The 22,249-nt window shown below is 55.3% G+C and carries 14 protein-coding genes; 5 read left to right on the forward strand and 9 right to left on the reverse strand.

Annotation, left to right across the window (positions count from 1 at the left end):
* Window positions 1–10 precede the first annotated feature (10 nt).
* Window positions 11–2,698: a DNA gyrase/topoisomerase IV subunit A gene (locus CE168_RS04210; protein ID WP_099571255.1), complete on the forward strand. Its 2,688-nt coding sequence runs from the start codon at window positions 11–13 to the stop codon at window positions 2,696–2,698.
* A 131-nt stretch (window positions 2,699–2,829) separates the two neighbouring features.
* Here the strand turns inward: CE168_RS04210 and CE168_RS04215 are convergent, their stop codons facing one another.
* From CE168_RS04215 to CE168_RS04225, 3 genes are read right to left on the reverse strand one after another with little or no spacing between them, the layout of a single operon-like run.
* Entirely contained in the window at window positions 2,830–7,443 is a 4,614-nt protein-coding gene (locus CE168_RS04215; protein ID WP_180753699.1) for a DEAD/DEAH box helicase, read from the reverse strand.
* A gap of 29 nt (window positions 7,444–7,472) precedes the next feature.
* Window positions 7,473–7,688 carry a helix-turn-helix domain-containing protein gene (locus CE168_RS04220; protein WP_099571257.1) on the reverse strand — a complete coding sequence of 72 codons (216 nt, stop codon included), beginning with the start codon at window positions 7,686–7,688 and terminating at the stop codon, window positions 7,473–7,475.
* Window position 7,689: 1 nt separating this feature from the next.
* Window positions 7,690–8,223, reverse strand: a complete 534-nt coding sequence (locus CE168_RS04225) for a DUF2975 domain-containing protein (protein WP_099571258.1) — start codon at window positions 8,221–8,223, stop codon at window positions 7,690–7,692.
* A 154-nt stretch (window positions 8,224–8,377) separates the two neighbouring features.
* Between CE168_RS04225 and CE168_RS04230 the strand changes: the two genes are divergently transcribed.
* On the forward strand, window positions 8,378–9,856 hold the full coding sequence (locus CE168_RS04230; RefSeq protein WP_236824316.1) for a DUF4153 domain-containing protein: 1,479 nt from the start codon (window positions 8,378–8,380) through the stop codon (window positions 9,854–9,856).
* Here CE168_RS04230 and CE168_RS04235 read toward each other — a convergent pair.
* From CE168_RS04235 to CE168_RS04250, 4 genes are all read right to left on the reverse strand, one after another.
* The gene (locus CE168_RS04235) at window positions 9,841–11,046 is read right to left on the reverse strand and encodes an MFS transporter (RefSeq protein ID WP_099571260.1); all 1,206 of its coding nucleotides are present in this window, start codon (window positions 11,044–11,046) and stop codon (window positions 9,841–9,843) included. The two genes, CE168_RS04230 and CE168_RS04235, sit on opposite strands and share 16 nt — an antisense overlap.
* 208 nt (window positions 11,047–11,254) lie before the next feature.
* Window positions 11,255–13,555, reverse strand: coding sequence for a DNA gyrase/topoisomerase IV subunit B (locus tag CE168_RS04240; RefSeq protein ID WP_099571261.1), 2,301 nt, complete (start codon window positions 13,553–13,555; stop codon window positions 11,255–11,257).
* A gap of 121 nt (window positions 13,556–13,676) precedes the next feature.
* Complete coding sequence (locus CE168_RS04245) at window positions 13,677–15,023, reverse strand: RNA polymerase sigma factor (RefSeq protein WP_236824317.1); 1,347 nt, start codon at window positions 15,021–15,023, stop codon at window positions 13,677–13,679.
* Window positions 15,024–15,210: 187 nt separating this feature from the next.
* Window positions 15,211–15,870, reverse strand: coding sequence for a DUF4192 domain-containing protein (locus tag CE168_RS04250; RefSeq protein WP_236824318.1), 660 nt, complete (start codon window positions 15,868–15,870; stop codon window positions 15,211–15,213).
* Window positions 15,871–16,076: 206 nt separating this feature from the next.
* Between CE168_RS04250 and CE168_RS04255 the strand changes: the two genes are divergently transcribed.
* On the forward strand, window positions 16,077–17,165 hold the full coding sequence (locus CE168_RS04255) for a polyprenyl synthetase family protein (protein ID WP_099571263.1): 1,089 nt from the start codon (window positions 16,077–16,079) through the stop codon (window positions 17,163–17,165).
* Window positions 17,166–17,303: 138 nt separating this feature from the next.
* Window positions 17,304–19,508 carry a Stk1 family PASTA domain-containing Ser/Thr kinase gene (locus CE168_RS04260; RefSeq protein WP_099571264.1) on the forward strand — a complete coding sequence of 735 codons (2,205 nt, stop codon included), beginning with the start codon at window positions 17,304–17,306 and terminating at the stop codon, window positions 19,506–19,508.
* Window positions 19,509–19,646: 138 nt separating this feature from the next.
* Here CE168_RS04260 and CE168_RS04265 read toward each other — a convergent pair whose 3' ends face one another.
* On the reverse strand, window positions 19,647–20,357 hold the full coding sequence (locus tag CE168_RS04265; RefSeq protein WP_099571265.1) for a lysophospholipid acyltransferase family protein: 711 nt from the start codon (window positions 20,355–20,357) through the stop codon (window positions 19,647–19,649).
* Window positions 20,358–20,408: 51 nt separating this feature from the next.
* Between CE168_RS04265 and CE168_RS04270 the strand changes: the two genes are divergently transcribed.
* On the forward strand, window positions 20,409–20,984 hold the full coding sequence (locus CE168_RS04270) for a hypothetical protein (protein ID WP_099571493.1): 576 nt from the start codon (window positions 20,409–20,411) through the stop codon (window positions 20,982–20,984).
* Window positions 20,985–21,156: 172 nt separating this feature from the next.
* Here the strand turns inward: CE168_RS04270 and trpD are convergent, their stop codons facing one another.
* Window positions 21,157–22,212 carry an anthranilate phosphoribosyltransferase gene (trpD, locus tag CE168_RS04275; RefSeq protein ID WP_099571266.1) on the reverse strand — a complete coding sequence of 352 codons (1,056 nt, stop codon included), beginning with the start codon at window positions 22,210–22,212 and terminating at the stop codon, window positions 21,157–21,159.
* Window positions 22,213–22,249 lie beyond the last annotated feature (37 nt).

Here is a 22,249-nt window from a genome sequence, read left to right on the forward strand (position 1 = left end):
GATTCACCGCATGGTGTCGCACCGCAAACCGGCAAAACCAGCCTTTGACCCGCGTACGGTCAAAGAGAACATCGTCGAAACACCGTTGAACGAGGAGATGAGCAAGTCCTTCCTCGAATACGCGTATTCGGTGATCTATGCCCGCGCATTGCCCGACGCCAGAGACGGTCTGAAGCCGGTGCAGCGCCGCATCATCTACCAGATGGGTCAGATGAACCTCAATCCGGATCGTCCGTACATGAAGTCGGCTCGTGTGGTCGGCGAGGTGATGGGTAAGCTTCACCCGCATGGCGACTCCGCCATCTATGAGGCAATGGTTCGTCTTGCGCAGCCGTTTGCGATGCGATTGCCGTTGGTGGATGGCCATGGTAACTTCGGTTCTCTTGACGACGGTCCTGCGGCCTCCCGTTACACTGAGGCGCGTATGGCCCAGGCTGCGCTTGGCATGAACGCGAATATCGCCGAAGATACAGTGGATTTCACACCGAACTACGACAACAAGCTGCAGGAGCCAACCGTTTTGCCTGCCGCGATTCCGAATCTGCTCGTCAATGGCGGTTCCGGCATCGCCGTTGGCATGGCCACGAATATGGCAACGCACAATCTGGGCGAAGTGGTTGACGCAGCCAAACATTTGATGCATCATCCTGACGCCACGTTGGAAGAGCTTATGCGCTATGTTCCAGGTCCGGACTGGCCGAGCGGTGGCGTGATTGTGGGACGTAAGGGCATTCGCGAGGCCTACGAGACCGGTCGTGGCGCGTTGACCACGCGTTCGGTGACGCATATTGAAAACGTAACCGCTCGCAAGAAGGCAATTGTCGTAACGGAACTGCCGTTCATGGTCGGCCCGGAACGTGTGTTGGAACGTATTTCCGAGGGTGTAAAGAATCGCAAGCTGGAGGGTATTTCCGGCGCAATCGACCTGACGGACCGCCATAACGGTACTCGTCTTGTCATTGAAATCAAAACCGGCTTCGACCCGAACGCCGTGCTTGCGCAACTGCTCAAGCACACGCCGCTGCAAGACAATTTCACCATCAATAACGTGGCGTTGGTCAACGGTCGCCCACACACCATGGGCTTGAAGGAAATGCTTCAGGTGTGGGTGGACCATCGTCGTGTGGTGATTCGCCGTCGTAGCAAATTCCGCAAAAAGAAGGCGCTGGAACGTCTGCATCTGGTCGAAGGCCTTCTGCTTGCGATGGTCGACATTGACGAAGTGATTCAGGTGATTCGCTCGTCTGACGATGCCGAAGCAGCAAAGACGAAGCTCATCAAGGTGTTTGATCTGGATGAGATTCAGGCACAGTACATTCTCGATTTGCGCTTGCGTCGCCTGACGAAAATGAGCCGCATCGAGCTTGAAGCGGAACGCGACGATTTGAAGCAACGTATCGAGGAGTTGGATCGCATTCTTGCCTCCTCTGAGGCTCTTGACGGCGTGGTGATCGCCGAAATGGACGAGGCTGTTGCCACGTATGGCACGCCACGTCGCACTGTGCTGTTGGATGAAGATGCTGACGGCGGGCTTGTGCCCGTTACGGCGCATGGCGATGATGGAGTATCCGCCTCCGCTGTGGCTGCGGCGCGCGCCGCAGCCACAGTGTCGTCAGCTGCCGCCGATGTCGCCGCCGCCGCGAAGGCCGCGAAAAAAGCCGGCGAAGACAATGCCGCAGCCATGGCTTTGCAGATTGATGACGAACCGTGCGCTGTGATGTTGTCAGCCACTGGTCTGATCGCACGTACCTCCGAAGACGCTTTAGAGCGTTGGGAGAATCGCTCTTCTGCCGACCAGCGTGTAAAGGATGATCAGATTATTTCGATCTTCCGCACGACCACGCGTTCTTCATATGGTTTGATCACATCTGCCGGCCGTCTGATTGTGGCGCATGTCGTGGAATTGCCGGTTGTGTCTGCAGATGGGCCGCTCCACGTGACTGGCGGCGTTCGCGCCGAAGAATTGATCGGTATGACGGAAAACACCGATCCAATTCGTGGTGAACGTGTAATCGCCGCGATCGCCATGCCATCCGCCGACGATTCCGGCGATAATGCCGTAGAGTCCACTCCTCTCGCGTTGGGTACGCGTAATGGTGTAGTCAAGCGTTGGAATCGTGAATCGCCCACCACCATGGATTCATGGAGTGTCATCGATTTGAAGGATGATGATGAAGTTCTGGCCGCCGCCGAGGCGCGTGACGAGGATCGGCTGGTGTTCGTATCCACCGACTCCTCCCTGCTGACGTTCGAGGCGAAGAACGTACGCCCGCAGGGACGCGCCGCCGGAGGCATGGCAGGCATTCGCCTGGCTGAAGGCTGCTCAGTGGCTGCGTTCGCTGTGGTTCCCGCCAGCAAGGTGGCATGGAATTATGAAGAAGGCGAGAATGGCCTGTTCTCCGCGTCTGGAGCTGTGGTGTTGACGATTGCAGGTGATTCCGAAGCGTTGCCGGGTACGGAGAATGGTTCCGCGAAGGTAACCCCGTTGGAAATGTATCCGACGAAGGGCCGCGGTACCGGTGGCGTTCGTTCGCAGCGCTTCCTCAAGGGACAGGATACGTTGATTCTCGCATTTGTGGGCACATACCCCGTACACGCTTCCACGCAGGGCGGTGCCGGCGTGGAATTGCCAAAGCCGGATATGCGTCGTGACGGTTCTGGTACGGAACTTTCCACGCCAATCGCCATTGTCGGCTAACCCATTGCAATATGACGTGCCCGCGTTTTGCGAAGTTTGGAATCGTTTAGGATTCCGTTCGTGGGACGCGGGCATTGTTGTCCTGCGTTTTCGTCCGCGCTGTCACTATGCATTAGCGATGATGATCTTTTTCAACAGTAAAGTTTCATGCCTTGCGGACTATCGACGAAACCTGCGGCGTAAAGGATTTGCCGGTATTCATTGCGTGCTTTCAATGATGTTCCGTTCATTTCGCTGAAGCTGATGCTGCCGCTGGGTTGGCGCTGCAATACATAGACAAGTTCGGCGCATGACGGTCTTAATATTGTTTCGTCTGCGGTGAAGCTGACAATTTTATGGCTTTTTGGCACGGAGAACAGTACCGGTTCGCCTTGTTTGAGCACAATGATGGAACCGGATCTGCGTGCTGGTTTGAGGTAATCCTGTTCTGGCCAGGCGATTGCGGAACCAGTGAGATTGGCGGGATCGGTCACGTCGAGCGCAACGCAGGATTGACTGTGCCATTGCGTGTCGCTGCGCAGCGCGTCGACGGTGTCTCGTTCCGCGAATTGTGCCGCGCCAAAACCTTTCACGAACATGCCTCGGACCAGTGTGCCATGTTCTTCCATTCGTTTGAGTACCGGATAGAGCGCTGAAAATCCTCCGGCAATCCGTTCCTTATCAACCAAAGGAGCGGCAATCACGCCGTATCGGTCCAGTAATGAGTCGATGAGCGCCAGCTCACGCTCCTCTACACTTGCCGTATGCGCCATGTCAATGCCGGTATCGCTGTTTTCGAGCATGCCCGGCTCGATAACACCGTCTAGTGGTTTGTTTGGCATAACGGTTCGCCCGTCGCCACAAGATACTGCGGACCATAATCCACTCAGCGCCAATGGTGTTGGAGGACGCATGGTGACGCGTCTACGCGCGGCACGACGGGGTGCGTGAACGGTTTTGCCTCCGTGCAGAAGCGCTCGTACTGGTGCGAACGAACTGTTCGTCATTTTCCCCTGCCATACCAGTGACCATAAGGCTTCTTCGAACTGCCGCTCGCCCCATGCCGGAAAGATGATTTCGCCCGTTTCGGGGTTCACCTGCGCTTCGGCATGCTCAAGCCAGATGGTTTTTGTCACGGCTGAAAGCAGTTGAATAGGAAACGCTCCGCCACCGCTTAACGCCGTTAACACGGCATCCGGCATGGTCAACGTTTCATTATCGTTCAGCTTATCCACCGCCGATTCAGGCTGGTTGAGCAGCAAGGAACCTGCTGGATAGAAGGCGATCTCACCAGCTTCTTTGGCGTTGGATCCACTTGCTTTCGAACCGACCCACACCACATCCGACGATGAGATGAGTTCGTCGAGCATACTAGGCTGATAGTCACGCACACGTGCCGGGAATACCATGGACTCCCATACCGAAGCGTTCAGGAACACGCCTTCCAACTGCTCGATGACACGCATCAGACCATCAACGCCTTCGTAGCGTTCACCTCCAACAGGGCCAACGCCCTGACGATTAAGCAGAAACGCCTGATAGACGCTCGAATCGACCGGTTTGACGGCCTTTCTGGCCTTGGCAAGAGACAATGCTCGAATACGCCGGAAAACATCCTTGTGGAGCCATTGCTGAATATCGTTCTTTTCGGAAGTCTCACCTGAATCAGTGAATCTTCCCTTGATGAGTTCTCCTCGGGCATCCAGTTCATCAAGCGCATGCACCGCCTGAGCCGCGTCAATGCCCAGTTCGGCAATCATCTTGTCAGCGGTGAATGGTCCATGCGTTTTGGCGTATCTTGTTACGCGCCCGCTGATATCTTCTTCGGCGAGATCATTCCAGAATGTTCGCCCAGCAAGCTCGCCCTCCACTTGTGTAATAGCTTCGGCGTCCAACAACGATGCCATATCCGTGCTTCCTAGAAGCCGTTCGAGCACTTCCAGATCCATGGACAGCAACTGCGTGCTTCGTTCGGCCTGCGGCACGTCATACTGGTACATCACCGATCCAACGAAACCAAACAGCATGTTCTCCGCGAACGGAGACGGCGTTTCGGTAACCGCTTCCGACAGCAGTATCGTTCCAGCATTCAACCCGTTCATAATCGTGTGCAATGCGGGAAGATCGTACACATCCTGCAGGCATTCGCGCGCGGTTTCCAGCAATAGGGGAAAATTCTTACGGGTACGGGCCGCATTCAATAGTTGTGCGGCCTTCAACCTCTGCTGCCATAGCGGCACACGCTTGCCTGGACGAGTGCGCGGCAGAAAAAGTGACCTGGCCGCGCATTCGCGGAATCGGGCCATATAGAGCACGCTTTCGCCAACCTGTGTCTCAACGATGCGCTGCAATTCGTCCACGTCGAACAGCAGAAGCTCACACATCGGCAAATCGCCATAACCGTCCGGCAATCGTAGAACGATGCCATCGTCGGCCGCATACACTTGACCATCGAAACCAAACCGCTGTTTGATTCGCGCGGTAATAGCCAACGCCCAAGGCTCATGCACGCGCCTACCGTATGGCGAATGGATGATAATGCGCCAATCCCCACCTTCATCCTGACAACGTTCCACCACGAGATCACGATCCGAAGGAATCACACCGGTCGCCTCACGTTGTTCGTCAAGCAGTTTGGCAAGATTGCTTATGGCATTGCGGTCAAGACCGTCCCGTTTCAAACGTTGTGTGGCCTCACGGTCAAACCGCACTTCCGATACAGTTTGGACCGTATTCTGATCACCATTCTTTTCTGGTTCATGTCTGTGCAACCTTTGGCTGAGTTCGCGTGTCAAACGCCCTTGTGCCAATCCGAAACCATAATCGCGCCCGTCCTGGTCCCCATGCCAAAATGGCAGGCGTGCGGTACGGCCCGGTGCGGGGACCACCACTACCCTGTCTCGTGTGATCTCTTGGATCTGCCAAGTCGAAGTCCCCAAGGTGATGATGTCTCCCACACGGGATTCGTATACCATTTCCTCGTCCAGCTCACCTACCCGCCGAGGGCCCGGACCGGAGCCTTCTTCTGGAAGCACCACCGTGTACATGCCACGGTCAGGTATGGTGCCGCCGCTGGTCACTGCCAAACGTTGCGCTCCTGGACGTGCGGAAATCAGTCCCGCTTCTTCGTTATATTGCAGCGGCGGTCGGAATGCGGAAAAGTCCTCACTGTTGTACGTGCCTGTCATCATGCCGATAACCGCATCGAACATGGACCGGTCGAGATCTCGGAAAGGCGCGGAACGACGCACGAGGTCGTACCAATCATTCGTGGGAAGATCTTCCATGGCCGCGGCCGCAACGGTCTGCTGTGCGAGCACATCCAGAGGATTGCGGGGCATGCGCAATGGTTCTATAGCCCCTTCCCGCATACATTCCATGCTGGCTGTTACGCCAATAATCTGCTGTCGGGTGACGGGGAAGAACAACGCATGCGAGACTCCCCCGACATTGTGGTCGGCACGGCCCACTCGCTGCAATCCCGATGCGATCGACAATGGGGCAGCCACCTGAATCACCAGATCCACAGAGCCCATATCGATGCCGAGTTCCAAGCTGGAAGTGGCCACCACACAACGCAACTGACCGCATTTCAACTGCTCTTCGATCCATTTGCGCCGATCTTTTGACACGGACCCGTGATGCGCCATGGCAATCACATTAACATCGTCATGCGATTCAACCAGCATGGTGGTGGACCCCACCACCGAATCGTAATGCCCGGCAAATTGCTCGCGGCCTTCCGGTGAGCCCAAGTCACGGTGCTCATTCAAATCGGTTGCTTCCGTGCCCTGTTTCGACTCCGCATACATATCGTTGAGCCGTGCAGTAAGCTTCTCTGCCAATCCACGCGAGTTGACGAACACCAATGTGGTTCGGTGCCGCAACACCTCATCGAGAATGGACCGTTCAAGAGCCGGCCATACCGAACCACCTGTAGCGCTGGTGTCAAGCATATTGCGCAACGGTACCACGGCCCTCAAATCCATAGCCGGAGCATCGCCGGGGTTCACCACCGTTACCGGTTGCGAACCTCCAAGGAACCGCGCTACTTCCTCAACGGGATTAACGGTTGCCGATAACCCTATGCGCTGCACTGGATGTCCGATCATATCGTCAAGGCGTTCAAGACTTAATGCGAGATGCGCGCCTCGCTTCGTACCTGCTACCGCATGCACCTCATCGACGATCACTGTTTCCACACCCACCAATATGCTGTTCGCTTTAGAGGTAAGCAGCAGGAATAATGATTCTGGCGTGGTGACGAGAATATCCGGCGGATGGCTGACGATTTTTCGACGTTGTTCAGGTGTGGAATCACCGCTGCGCATAGCCACTTCAACATCGGGAACGGGCAGCCCCATCGCCTCGCACTGTTGAGAAATTCCCTGCAATGGCAGTTCAAGATTCTTCGTCACATCGGCGCCAAGCGCCTTCAACGGCGAAATATACAGCACTTTGACGTTACGCTTCGTTTTCTTGCGGGAACCCTTCTTCACAGTTCTTCGTTCCGTATGGCTCTCGGTTGCCGCGGTTTCGCCATGAATGTCCACTCCTGCGGAACGCGCTCCGCCCGCCATAAGCCGGTCAAGAGCCGAAAGGAACGCACAGAGGGTTTTACCCGACCCAGTGGGCGCCACAACGAGCACGTTCCCGCCGGAATGGATGGCTGGCCACGCCTGCCGCTGGGCTTCGGTGGGCCGATTGAACGCATGTTTGAACCATGCTTTGGTCGGCTCTGAGAACAAGTTCAAACATTCGTACATACGTTCGATTATTGCATCACCGTGAGACGTCACTCACCTTCGCCATCAACCCATTCGAGCACATCTCCCGGTTGGCAATGCAATGTCTCACATATGGCATCAAGCGTGGAAAACCGTATTGCCTTGGCACGTCCGTTCTTCAACACCGAAACATTGACCGGCGTTATGCCTATAGCCTCCGCCAGTTCATTGACACTCATTTTTCTTTTGGCGAGCATCACATCAAGATTCACGCGAATGGCCATATCAAATCACCGCCGCCAATTCGTCACGCTGTTCGATGGCCTGCATCAGCAGCGAGCGCATCACCACCATCAACAGTTCGAACGCTGCGATCAGCAGAAGCGTTGCCGCACCGACCGCCAGCACGACGTATGGAAACATTTGCCAGTCGACCCCCACCGCAGCCATCAGAAAGCGCGAAGGCGACAACCAGATTTGACCAACCATCACAGCGAGCACCAGTACGCCTTCAATCCCCGCATATACGAGAATGTGATTCACCCAACGCGTGGCCTTACCGGAAAAGACATCGCGTTTTTCAACCAAGGTCAGCAATCTCCACAGCGGTACCAACGCGGACTCGAAGCAAGCGACAATCAGCACTGCGGCAACCGCATACAGCCAATGCATCGAGTCAGCGTCGGCATACTTGGAAGCAACGCCAGCGGATGCCGCAATCGCACTGACCTGCAGTCCGAGGCAGCATATTGCAATTATCACAATCAGCACACGCAATACGCCAATCACCATGGAACGTTTCGCCGCGGAATTCGACATAATATCCGTCTCCTTCAATCCAATAAACCTGAATATCGATAATAATCTATCGATATTCGATATGCAAATCTTGTGAAAGTATGTTAGTCGATATTTTTCTATCGTTTTTCGATATGTACGATGACATCCAACACACTCAAGGAAGGAATTTGTTATGACGGAACCAGCCAGCACTTCCCCATCACAATCTCAACAATCATCGTCATTACGAGAAATGCGAGAGACTCAAGAAACACCAAGAGCACAAGAAAACCAACCAACACAAGAATCATCCGCACATCAGGAGGAACAGCCTTTGTCGAAACCCAAAATCACGCAGGAAGAAATAGCGCAACGCCCCCTCGACAAACGCGCGGCCATCACCATTGGCGCTGCATTTCTCATCACTTTCGCATTCGACCGTCTGATCTGCAGCATACCTCCGACATGGCTTATCGGATATGAACTGCCGGTTTTCTGGATCATCTGTGCGCTTACCGTAACCGCGCTGCACTGGAAAACCGCACGAAAACAAGTTCTTGTTTGGCTTGCTTTAGGAAGCATCGTCGCCATTGGCGTGTGGAATATACTCGCTCAGTCGACCTGGTACTATTCGGGAAACGACGAATACGCGCTCACCACGCAATTCGTTCAACCGGCGTTGCTTATGCTGCACTGTCAGCTGGTCAACGGGCGTTACGATGTTCGTCGTCCACTTCAAGTTGTCTGGAATTGGTTTACCGGCTGGTTGCAGCAGCCGTTTATTCACATTCGCGATTTTGCGGAACCGTTTTCCGTCATATTCGCAAGATTCGCAGTCGCGTCGAGACAACGTTCAAAAGTGCGCGAAATCGGCATCGCGCTGCTGATTTCCATTCCATTGCTTTTGACGATCATACCGTTGCTTGTCGGCGCCGATCAAATAGTGCAATATGAGGTGTTGAACGTTCTCCGTGATTTCAATCCGATGGCGCTCATTCTTCACATCATGTTCATCGTATTGCCGTGGCCATTGCTGTTCTCTCTGCTCATCAGTATCGACACCGAACCCACTTCCACACCGCCGAAGCAACGTTTCTCCCTCAGTTCAATAACAGCGTTCGTGGTACTGGCCGTGACCCTGATGGTGTACGCGCTGTTTTGTGCCGTACAAGTCCGGTTCCTGTTCGCAGGATTGCTCACTGACGGTTCAATCGCACTGCCAGATGGATTGACCTATAGCGAATACGCACGCAGCGGATTCTTTCAACTGTTGGCAGTCACGGCCATTAATGTGACCTTGTTCGGCTTGGCGATCACTCTCGCACCACGCACACGCACGCTCAACATCACATTGGTCGCATTGCTGGCGTTAACAACCATTATTCTGACTTCAGCGGCACTTCGACTAGGGCTGTACATCAACGCATACGGTTTGACTTGGCTACGCTACCTTTCGGCATCATTCATCGCCTTGCTTGCCACTGTGATCCTGTTGTGTCTTATTCGTTTGAAAACACAACGACTGCCATTGACCGCGACCGTGGCCGTACTGTTTATCGTATGGTATGTGGCGCTCGGTTTCAGTAGCCCTAACCGTATATGCGAAATCTACAATGCTGCTCATGGCATCGCAGACGCAGTGGCGGCAACGCCCTATCAGCCGATGGTCTGACCAGCGCACTTTTTACGCAGGCTCTCGTGCATGATCACCATCAGCACCAGGAAAACCAACATGTACAGAGGGAACCACAGCACGCTGACATGCTGTGCGATCAAGCCGAATACCGGCGGCATGCACATCGAGCCGACGTATGCGCATGCCATCTGCATGCCGACGATTGCCTGTGATTTGTCTTCGCCAAAATATGCCGGCGTGGAATGAATGACGCACGGGTAAATCGGAGCGCAGCCGAGACCGATGACCATCAGCCCCATAATAGTGCCGATATTGTGCGGCAACGGCAATAACATGCTAACGATACCGGTCAGTACGAGCGCCTGGCCCAGACGAATCATGGTCGGATCGTCGAACTTCATGGTCAGAAAGCCACTCGCCAAGCGGCCTACGGTGATGCCGATGCAGAACAGGCTGGCCCACGTGGCGGCCGTGGTCTTATCAATGCCTTTGCCGAGCACCATGTAGCTACTGCCCCACAGCATGGCCGTGGATTCCAGCGCACAGTAGCAGAAGAACATCACCAGGATTTCTTTGGCGCCGCGAATGGCAAGCACGCCTCGCACACTAAGCGGTTTGCGAGTTTCATTATTGGCTGTTCCGTCGGATTCGCCGGAAACTTCGCCCGTCTTCACCTCGGAACGCTTCTTCCACAGTGGCAGGCTGAAAATAAGAACGGCGGTGAGCGCAACCTGCAGTATGGAGATGTAACGGTAGCCCCACGACCAGCCTTGGCCCGCACCCAAAGCGAATCCCATGATGTATGGGCCGGTCAATGCGCCGATGCCCCACATGGCGTGCAGCCAGCTCATATGACGGCTCTCGTAGTGAATGGCCACATAGTTGTTGAGGGCCGCATCAACTCCGCCAGCGCCCAAGCCGTACGGGATGGCAAGCAGAATCAGCACCCAATAGTTCGGAGCCACCGAAAAGCCAAACAACGCCAACGCCGTCAAAGCCACGGAAACCGCGGTGACTTTGCCCGCCCCAAAACGCAAGGTCATACGGTCGGAAAGCAGCGCGGAGACGATGGTTCCAGCGGAAATCGTCATGGAAATGCCGCCAGCCCAAGAGATGGGCGCACCCAAATCGACACTCATCGTCGGCCATGCGGCACCCAACACCGCATCCGGCAAACCAAGACTGATGAACGCCACATAAATCACGGCAAGCAAAAGATTGACCACGTCCTACTCCCTCTTAACTGATAGCTGCCGAAGACAATATCAGCCATTATTGTAAACATATCTATCTACCGATCGGTAACTGCTCAATTGCACTATTTACCGCAGAATCTTAAATCTTTACCGCGCGAAATCACATACCTCTTCGCTAAGAAAACGCCCTCCGCAACGTCTTTGACGCAGCGGAGGGCGAACCATCGAAAAGCACCAATCAGGTATCGATCTTGGAACGGTCGAAGTCATCGGCATTCTCAACAATGAATGCCTTTCGAGGAGGCACATCATCGCCCATCAGCAGACTGAAGATCTGACTGGCCTGTTCGGCATCTTCCATACGAATACGGCGCAGCATGCGCGTGCGTGGATCCATGGTGGTGTCAGCCAACTGATCGGCGTCCATCTCACCAAGACCCTTGTAACGCTGGATGTCCTCGTTGTAGCTGATGTGCTTCTTGTCAAGCTCAGCCAATTTTCCGGCAAGCTCATCATCGGAATACGTGTAGATGTACTCCCCCTTGCGAGCTCCGGTCAAGGCGATGCGATGCAATGGAGGCACAGCCGCATACACATGGCCATGCTCGATGAGCGGCCGCATGTAACGGTAGAACAAGGTGAGCAGCAGAATGCGGATATGCGCACCATCAACATCTGCATCGGTCATCATAATGACCTTGTTGTATCTTGCCTGCTCAATGTCGAAGCTTGCACCGGAGCCAGCACCGACCACCTGAATAATCGCCGCGCATTCCTTGTTCGACAACATCTGTGACAGCGACGCCTTCTGCACGTTAAGGATTTTGCCGCGAATCGGCAACAACGCCTGGAAGCCGGAGTTACGTGCGGCCTTGGCGGTACCAAGCGCGGAATCACCCTCCACGATGAACAGTTCGGCTACATCGTCATTACCCGGCTGGCAGTCAGACAGCTTCGGAGGCATGGACGCCGATTCGAGCGCGTTCTTGCGACGGGTCACCTCTTTGGTCTTACGCGCCTGAATGCGGGCATGCATTTCGCCGACGATCTTCTCAAGTACGCGACCGGACTGTTCCTTGTAGCCGCGCTTGGATCCGGTGATCATCTCACCGAACTGCTTGTCGGTCATTTTGCTGACGATCGGCTTGACCTGCGCGGTGCCAAGCACATCCTTGGTCTGGCCTTGGAACTGCGGTTCGGCGATACGCACGGTGATGACGGCCACAAGACCGGCCAGGATATCATCACGTTCGACCTTCATGTTGGAATCTTTGAGATTCACCTTGAGCTTGCGCGCATTGTCTTCAATGGCCTTACGAATCTGCTTGGTCATTCCTAACAAGAAGCCGTCCACATGCGTGCCGCCGCCGGGGGTCTCCACCACATTGACGAAACTGCGCATGGTGGTGTCGTAACCGTTGGTCCACCGCATGGCGATGTCAACGGCGCACTTTCTTGTGACCTTCTGCGCATGCAACTCGCCGCCGTCGCCAACGGCCTGGGTTTCTTCAACGTACGTGTCTTCGCCAGTAACGCGCCAAATGTCAGAAACGGCTTCACCCTTGGACAGGTAGTCCACGAAATCCCTCACGCCACCGGTATGGCAGAATTCCTCGATACGGGCGTGAGTATACTTCGATCCCTGAGGTTGTGCCGCAACATCGGTTTCCTCGATCTGCTCCGCAGCTTCCTCGTGCTCGGCAGCGTCATGTTCAGATTCATCGCTTTCGGCAATTTCCTGCGGTTCATCACCTGCAGCATTTGCAATATCGTCGACTTCCAGCATTTCGTCGACTGATTCATCGCCGGTTTCCGGAATATTCTCGTCGATGACGGTGATTTTCAATCCCGGCACCAGGAAGCTAGTTTGCCTGACACGGTCGATCAGCTGCTCGTAGCTGAATTCTGCGGTATCGTTGAAAATCTCCGGATCAGCCCAGTAACGGATGCGGGTACCGGTGGTCTTCGGACTGACCTTGCCAATGATCTCAAGTTCGGTCGGGCGGTTCTTGCGCGTGCGCCTGAACGGCGCATCCGGCGACGGATGCTCCGGATCGACGTCGGTATACACACCCGGGTGACCCTGATGGAACGACATGTGATGGGTTTTGCCATCACGATCCACTTCCACATCAAGCCTGGAGCTCAACGCGTTCACCACGGACGAGCCCACACCATGCAGGCCGCCAGAGGCGCCGTACGAAGAGTTGCCGAACTTCGCGCCGGCATGCAGCTTGGTCAGCACCACTTCCACGCCGGTAAGCTTAGTCTTCGGCTCAATGTCGACAGGGATACCTCGTCCGTTGTCGGCAACTTCCACGGAACCGTCGGAATGCAGCGTCACAACAATATGGTTACAGACACCAGCAAGGGCCTCATCGACGGAATTATCGATGATCTCCCATAAACAGTGCATCAAACCTTGGCTATCGGTGGTGCCGATATACATGCCTGGGCGCTTGCGCACCGCGTCAAGACCTTCAAGCACAGTAAGACTGCCTGCGCCGTAATTGTCCTTGTCCTTCGCCATTTCCCTCATTCCGACTTACTTATTCGCTTCGGTCTTTCAAAAACATAAAAACGTCTTGTAGACGTAAGAAGCCGAGAAATTCGACATTCCCGCCGGATTTCTCGACTTCATTCACATATGTATCGTCTGATCACTGATCAAGGAAGTCACGCAACGTCTGCGAACGAGACGGGTGGCGCAGCTTCGACATGGTCTTCGACTCGATCTGGCGAATACGCTCACGGGTAACACCATACACACGGCCGATGTCGTCGAGTGTCTTCGGCTGTCCGTCTTCCAAGCCGTAACGCATCTTGATCACACCGGCTTCACGCGGCGACAGCGTCTCAAGCACCTGCCTGAACTGCTCCTGCAACAGCGAGAAAGCAACCGCATCGGATGGTGCGATGGCGTCGGTATCTTCGATCAGATCGCCGAACTCGGAATCGCCGTCCTCGCCCAGTGGAGTATGCAGGGAGATAGGTTCACGACCGTACTTCTGCACTTCCTGCACCTTCTCGACCGGCATGTCAAGCTCGCGCGCAAGCTCATCCGGCGTAGGTTCACGACCAAGGTCCTGAAGCATCTGGCGCTGCACACGGGATAGCTTGTTGATCACTTCGACCATGTGCACAGGCACGCGAATGGTACGCGCCTGATCGGCCATGGCTCGGGTAATGGCCTGACGAATCCACCACGTGGCGTAGGTGGAGAACTTGAAGCCCTTCTTCCAATCGAACTTTTCGACAGCTCGAATCAAACCAAGGTTGCCTTCCTGAATCAAATCCAAGAACAGCATGCCACGTCCGGTGTAGCGCTTGGCCAGCGACACCACGAGTCGCAGGTTAGCCTCCAACAGGTGGTCCTTGGCGCGCCTGCCATCGTTTGCGGCCCACTTAAGCTCGCGCTTGCGCTTGAAATCCATCTGGTCGGATTCGGTGTCCAGCAGGTGCTGGGCATACAGACCAGCCTCAATACGCTCGGACAGGTCGACTTCCTGCTCCGCGTTCAGCAGGCTCACTCGACCGATCTGCTTCAGGTAATCCTTGACCGGATCGGCGGTCGCTCCTGCTGCGATCACACGACGCTTCGGATTGCCGGACGGAGTCAGATTCTCATCATCGTCATCGTCTCGCACCACGAAAGCGCCCTTTTCCTTGGGCTCTTCCGGCTTCTTGCGTTCTTCCTCATCCTCGTCGTCATCCTCCGGCTCGGATTCCTCGTCATCATCGAGATCGTCGTCACCATCCGAATCGACGTCCTCGAGATCGGCGTCGAAATCGTCAAGATCGGCGTCGTCTACCTGAGCGTCCTCATCGTCAAGTGCATCATCCTCGAGCGGCTCCTCCTTCTTGGCAGGGGCGCTCTTCTTCGCGGTAGTCTTGCGAGGGGTCTTCGTTGCGGTGGTTTTCTTCGCTGCGCTTTTCTTGGTGGAGGCCTTACGCGTAGCGGCTTTCTTCGTGGAGGTGGTCTTTTCGGTCAGATCAGCCTGTTCCATGCTTGCCGTCGTTTCCTTGGTGGCCAAACTTATCCTCCTATTGATCCTGCCAGAAGCGTATACCACAAGGACCCACTTCTGGCAAGGGCAAATCGTCAACTATGTGAGTAAACCATCTTGCAAGGACGATTATTCCCGCATAATGAGGCCTTCACGCGCAAGTCACGCCACTTTACGGCGTGTTGCCTTAGGTTTCCGATGTCCAGGCAGGCCCGATATGCCGTTCGACCGCCGAACATACGATCGCCGCCAGCGAACATTGATCATCTATCGCGAGCGCGCTGATGGCGGCTGCCATGGCGCCTTCCTGCCCCATCCACCACATGATGTAGCTGATTACGGCGAACGGCTGCGCCCGATATGGTTTGGGAATCATGTCGATGATGTCGAACAGCATGTTGATCGCTTGGTCGCAACGTTTCATATCGGGTCTGGCTGATGGGTCGCGGAATGAATCGCTGAGCAGCTGTTCCAAACGTTGCGCGTTGATGGACTGCTTGGGTCGTTCGGCGAAATCCATAAGGAACTCCCGACTGGCGCGTTGCTCGTCGACTATGGCGGAGATGAGGAACGCATCGCGTATGGACAGCATTTCGCCCATGCCCACTGTAATTCGTATGACCGTGTCCCTATCGAGGCTGCATTCGGTACGTGTCACGCCTACTCGCCATGGCTCGTCGTTCTCCACCGACGCCTGTTCGAGTGCGTCCATCCATATGAGGAACGCCTCCGATATGAGGGAGTGTACCGCTTTGCGCGTGCCATTCGATCGGCAATCTTGTTCGAATTGGTTGATGGTTTCTTTCATTTCCATTCCGGTGATGTGTACGGTCCTGTTGGCTGTCATTGTTCTGTCCTCCTTGGCATGATTGATCGGCTTCTCTGCGCGCCGCTTGTATGGCACTATGCCTGATGCGTCGAGGCGATGCGCTGTTTTTCGAGGCCTGTGGTCGGAGGATGGGTCTTTCGGCGTTTCGCAAAATGGTTTCGCTGCCACAACTATTGCAATCATTGAGATTTGGTCTTGTCGAATGCCTGTGGATAACTGTTGGTATGACTAGCTCCTCCGATTTGGAACAGATTGAATCACGCATTGTTTCGTTAGTGAAGGATTTTGCGTTCCCTCATGCGGACGATTCGATTGCCTCTTCCTGCAGGCCTATCGCAGACATGGTCGCCACGCAGGCGGTCACTTCGAGTGAGGGTGGCAAGCGGCTTCGCGCCTTGCTGACGTTGGATTCGTTCCGCGCGTTCGCTTCGAAGGATGTGCTGGAACGCGATTTCGATACGCTACTTGATTTGGCGTGTGCCGTGGAGGTTTTTCAGACCGGCGCCCTAGTGCATGATGACATCATCGATGATTCCGATCTGCGGCGAGGCAAGCCATCCGCGCATCGTGCGTTTTCCACCGATACGCATAGTGAGGCTATCGGTCATGGTTTGGGTATCATGCTCGGCGACATGTTGGCCACGGCGAGCGTGGATATCGCGGATAAGGCCGCATCCAAGCTTACTTATGGTTCCGATGTGGTTGCGGCGTTGCTTAATATGCATCGCGAGGTCGAGGTTGGCCAGATACTCGATTTGGCGGTGGAGCTCAACTCGTTGGACGATCCGAACGAACTGGTGGAGGCTTCGTTGAATGTATTCCGTTGGAAGACTGCCAGCTACACCACCATCGCCCCTTTGGAATTCGGCATGCTTGCCGCTGGTTTAAGCAAGGATGATGCTCGAAGGCACGCAGTGGCGGTCGGCTTGCCGCTCGGTTTGGCATTCCAACTTGCGGATGACCTTTTGGACGTTGTCGGATCAAGCAGGAATACCGGAAAACCTGTTGGCGGAGATATTCGCGAAGGCAAGCGTACCGTGCTTCTCGCCGATGCCATCAACGCTGCGGATGATGGGCAGCGACGTGAGCTTATCGACATGTGGGAAGCCGATTCGCGTTCCGAAACTCAAGTGCAACGCGCCATTGAACTGTTTGGACAGACGGGAGCCATCGCGCGATCCCGCAACAGAATCGCAGATCTGTGGCATGCGTCGAAATCAGCTATCGATGCGCTTGATCTTTCTGAGTATCGCAAATCGCCGCTCGTCGAGGCCTGCGCACGTTTCGTACCTGACATACGTGCAAATGCGTGACGAGATCCGCGTATCTTCTGACCAGTCTCCGGACAGGACGCACGGTCGTTGCATAATCCGCAAACATCTGCTTGTAGACTACAAATGAGAACACGTTCAGCGTGAAGCGTTTTGAAGAAGGAACCGCAGCAATCAACCATGAGTGAAGCTCCACATGCCCCCGAAGGTCAGGTCATCGAAGGCCGGTATCGGGTCGTCAGCAGAATCGCCGATGGCGGCATGGCCACGGTGTACCAGGCGGTAGACGAGCGCTTGGGGCGCACGGTCGCCATCAAAATCATGCATACGCAGCTGGCTCAGGGGCCGCACCGTGACCAATTCGTGGAGCGGTTCCACCGCGAGGCACGCTCCGCGGCCGCCATCGCCAACCCGCATATCGTGCAAGTGTATGACACCGGCGAATTCGACGGTCTTGACTACCTCGTCATGGAGTATGTTCACGGCGTGAATCTGCGCTACGAAATGAACCAGCAAGGCACGTTCAGCGTTCGTGAAACGTTGCGTATCATCGGCGAAACGTTGGATGGCCTTGCTTCCGCACACCGCGCGGGCGTGGTGCATCGCGACATCAAGCCGGAGAACATTCTGCTCAACAACCGCGGCCACGTGCAGATCACCGATTTCGGTTTGGCCAAAACGGTTTCACAGGCAACGCTTTCCTCCACTGGCGTTCTACTTGGAACGGCCGCATATCTGGCGCCGGAAATGATTGAGAAGAATCAGGCCACGCCTCAAGGCGACTTGTACTCAGTAGGCATCATGGCTTGGGAAATGCTCGCAGGCAAGGTGCCGTTCACTTCGGACAATCCGGTGACGTTGGTATTCAAGCATGTTCATGAGGATGTGCCAAGCATCGTTACCGCCTGTGAGGGCATCAATGCCCATGTGGCTGCATTCATCGCTCACCTCACGGCGCGCGCGGTCGAAGCACGCCCCGCAGACGCTTCCGCCGCATTGGCCGAGCTGCAGCGACTGCAATCCATGCTCGCGGTCAGCGATTGGCAGTATAAGCTTCCCGCGGCAAACGTCAACGTATCGCCCAATATCGCACAAGCGAAAGATGCCGTTGCTCCGATGAATGAGGGTAATCCGACCCCGCCCGCTCCCCCTGCTCCACCGACGCAACAATTCGACGATCGCACACGCAAGCTGGACAGGGTCAAACCGAACATGACGACCGTCATGCCGGTGCAACAGCAGAACGTTGATCCCGAGGCGACAACGCGCTTATCATTGCCGCCGGATGTAGACGCCAATGCCTCAGACGACGGCACGACGTCACAATCCCCTGTCGTGCAGAACGGCGATTACGGCAATGTGGGAAAGAACAAATCTTCGAAAAAGCATCATACGCCGCTTATCATCGCAGGTGTGGCTGCACTTCTTCTGGCATGCGGCGCAGGCGGCTGGGCATGGTGGTATTACCAAGGCCCCGGCAGTTATTGGACCATGCCTCAGCCGGATGGCATGTCGTGCAGTGATTCCGTGGCCTGCCCCATCACCGGTGTGAAATGGAGCGACTATGAAAGTCTGCTGAAGGTTTCCGATATCGAATACGAAGTGTCGGAAGAGTATAGCGATTCCGTAGCGGAAGGCGATATCATCTCCACCGATCCGGCGAATGTCGGCGATCGTGGCAGCAAGCGTCGCGGCCAGAAGGTCAAGGTCGTGGTTTCCAAGGGAGTCAGGCAGGCGACGGTTCCCTCCGATATTCTCGACGCGACCAGCGCATCCGGCAAGGATCCAATCAACGCACTGAAGAAGGCCGGATTCGATAATGTCGAGCAGACCGCCGCTTCCGATGACACGTATTCCATTGAGGTGCCGCAAGGGGCGTTGCTGTCGTTAAGCGTGGATCCCGGTGCCACATTGCCGCATAATACGACGATTACCGTTACCGTATCGCAGGGACCAAAGCCAGTCACCATGCCTGATATCGTCGGCAAGACGAAGGGTGAGGCGCAGCAGGCGATGAATAATCTCAAGCTCACCGCCAATTGGACGGAATCCTTCGACGACAAGATTCCACAAGGGCAGGTGATTTCCGCTTCCGTCAACAACGGTGATACGCTGCATTGGGGAGACAGCGTCGACGTGGTGGTCTCCAAAGGACCGGAAACCATAACCCTGCCGAATTATGTGGGGCAGAAAGCCTCTGACGCCAAAGCCGCGTTGGAGAAGCTTGGATTCACGGTTAAAGTGAGTTCGCAGCTCACGTTGGATTCCAACCAAGACAAGAAGGTCGCTTCGCAGGATCCGGTAGGCGGTACCGAAGTACGTATCCGAGACGAAAATGGAACCCCGACCACCATCACATTGAAAATGTATTCCTCACTGTTCTAAAACGTAAGGGAACCGCCGGATACGGCAACGTGCTTCCCTACAATAAAGTGAGCCCATCCGGTTTCTTGGATGGGCTCACTGATGGCGTTCCGCCTCCGCTTTCTAACCATCTTTGCGGTTGCGCGGCAACGACGAAATTCAGTCCTGCTTCGGTTGCTCTTCTGCTTTCTTGGTCGCCTTCAGCAGTTCCTTGACTTTCTGAGCGTATTCGTTCACGTATTCCTGACCGCTCATCTTCTGAATCTCCATGGTCACACGGTCGGTGAGCGAGCGCAGATCATCGTGCGTAATCTGATCCACCGGCTTTTTTTCGACCTCGATCGGCTTGCCGTAAATCACCGTGGTCTTGCCTTTGTCGGGAATGACCTGCCCTGGCTTCTGCAATTCTCGGGAGCCGATGATGGCGGTCGGAACAATCGGGCATCCGGTTTCGAATGCCAGACGCGCCGCACCGGTGTGGCCTTTATAGAGACGTCCATCAGGACTGCGGGTGCCTTCGATGTGGATGCCGAACAGGTGGCCGTCCTCAATGATTTCACGGGCATGGTTCAACGCGCCCAACGACTTGGAGCCACCGGAACGGTCCACGGGAAACACGCCAACGGATGTAAACCACCATTTCTTGAACTTGCCTTTGATGCCTTTACCTTCGAAATATTCGGCTTTGCCCATGAAATGAATCATGCGTGGGCTGGTCAGTGGCAACAGTGCATCGTCGATGACGGCAAGATGGTTGGCCGCAATGATGGCACCGCCTTCGCGAGGAATGTTTTCAAGCCCTTTTGCGGTCGGCCCCAAACGGTGGATGGCGATCGGTCCTAGGCCTTTAACGAAAAACCAGTAGAGCATTCTTCACGGTCCTCCCAGCGGATGGGCATCCGCTTGATTAAAGTTATCAGTATGACTGACCTCAACAATAGCAATGCCGATGAAGAACACCCAAATGCCGAGTCGCATGATGGAGGGAATGTTCCCTCCTCTGATGCGAACGATCTGGATGCCGCTTGGGCAGAGTTCGCCAGTTCCCATGCCGACGATTTGAAGGCCGTGGAGCACTCGCGAAGTGCGAAGCGTTTCGAGAAGCATGCGCAGCGACGCGAAAAAGAGGCGCTGCTATCGATTCAGGATCTAGATCAGGGCACATTCACCGACGATATGCCGCAAAATCGTGGACCACGCGATTTCACGGGTTCCAGCTGGTTGGACACCGATAGCATGATGGACCGTTATGGAGATGATTTCGTGCCTCCGAATCCTGAAATCGGGCATGTCAAGATATCGAAACTGGTGTTCTGGGTGCTTTTGGTCGTCGGTGTCGCTGGTATCATCGCTTCCGTGTTCATGCCTGCGTTGGCGGCGATTCTGGGGTCGATTTTCGGCTTGTGTGCATTGGTTGGCGCTGCAGGGCTTATTGTGCAGCACAAAGGACACTCGCAGACTCGCTTTGATGAGTTTGATGATGGCGCGAGGGTCTGATTCTGACCTTTTTTCAGCGAGTATTTTTCAGAACATCATAAGAATCCCGGTAACGAGATTTCCATATCGAAAGCCTCGCATCAGAAAAATGCGTGTGCGGCACCGGATATTTCGATGCCACACACGCATTTGCTATTCAGTTATTGGTAAATACCGATCAGAAAGTCTTGAATCAGGCATTTTTCTTCGACTGAGCGGTGGCGATCCATTGATTAAGCAACGCGGATGCCTTGCCGGAGTCGACGGTCTCTTCGGCGATGGCGTAGGCCGCTTTGAAACGATCGGCGAGGCTGGCTTCCGTTGGCACCAAATGTCCATCGGCGACAATCGCGGATGCCGCATTGAGCAGAGCGGTAGTGCGGAACGGCACGTCCTTGCCTGCGAGGAAGTCACGGAATAGTTGGGCATTAAGCTCCGGTTCACCACCCTTGAGGTCGGCAACGGTCACTTTGGCGAGACCGAGTTCAACGGTTGGATCAAATTCGTTTTCCGTGACCTTGCCGTCCTTGAACTCCCAGACGGACACCGGGCCAGTCGGAGCCATCTCATCCAAACCTTCGTTGGAGGTGTAGACCATACCGGTCTGACCGTTCGCCGCATATACTTCGGCCATAATCGGGCTCATCTTGCGATTGGCGCAACCGACCGCCATATGCTTCGGAGCGGCAGGATTAGTCAGCGGGCCCAGCACGTTGAACACGCAGGGCACTCCCAGAGCGGCACGAATCGGACCAACGAAGCGCATCGCCGGATGGAAGGTACGTGCGAAAGCAAAAGCGATGCCACACTCATTGCCAACTTGGGCAACCTGCTCCGGATCCAGATCAAGAGGCAGTCCCAACGCCTCGAAGCAATCGGCGGTGCCGCACTTGGAAGAGGCTGCGCGATTGCCATGCTTCACGACTTTCACTCCGGAGGCGGCAGCCACCACCGCACCCATGGAAGATAGGTTCACCGTTGCAGCACCGTCACCACCAGTGCCGACAATGTCAGTGGTCTCCCCCTCAATGTCGAGCTTGATGGCGTGGTCTATCATGGCTTTGGCCGCTCCGCGAACCTCGCCCGAGGTCAAGCCGAGCTGCTGCTGAGTTGCCAGGACCGCGCCAACGTCCGCCGGATTGGCGTTGCCGTTCATAAGGTCATCGACGAACCACTCGGATTCCTCGGCGCTTAGATGGTCCCCTCCGACCAGCTTAGTGAGGATCGACTTCCATGTGATTTCGTCCATGATGCCCTCCTTGACGCTTCGGCACGTCATATCGTTG

Origin of the sequence: Bifidobacterium sp. N5G01 (assembly GCF_002742425.1) — a bacterium.
GTDB lineage: Bacteria > Actinomycetota > Actinomycetes > Actinomycetales > Bifidobacteriaceae > Bifidobacterium > Bifidobacterium hominis.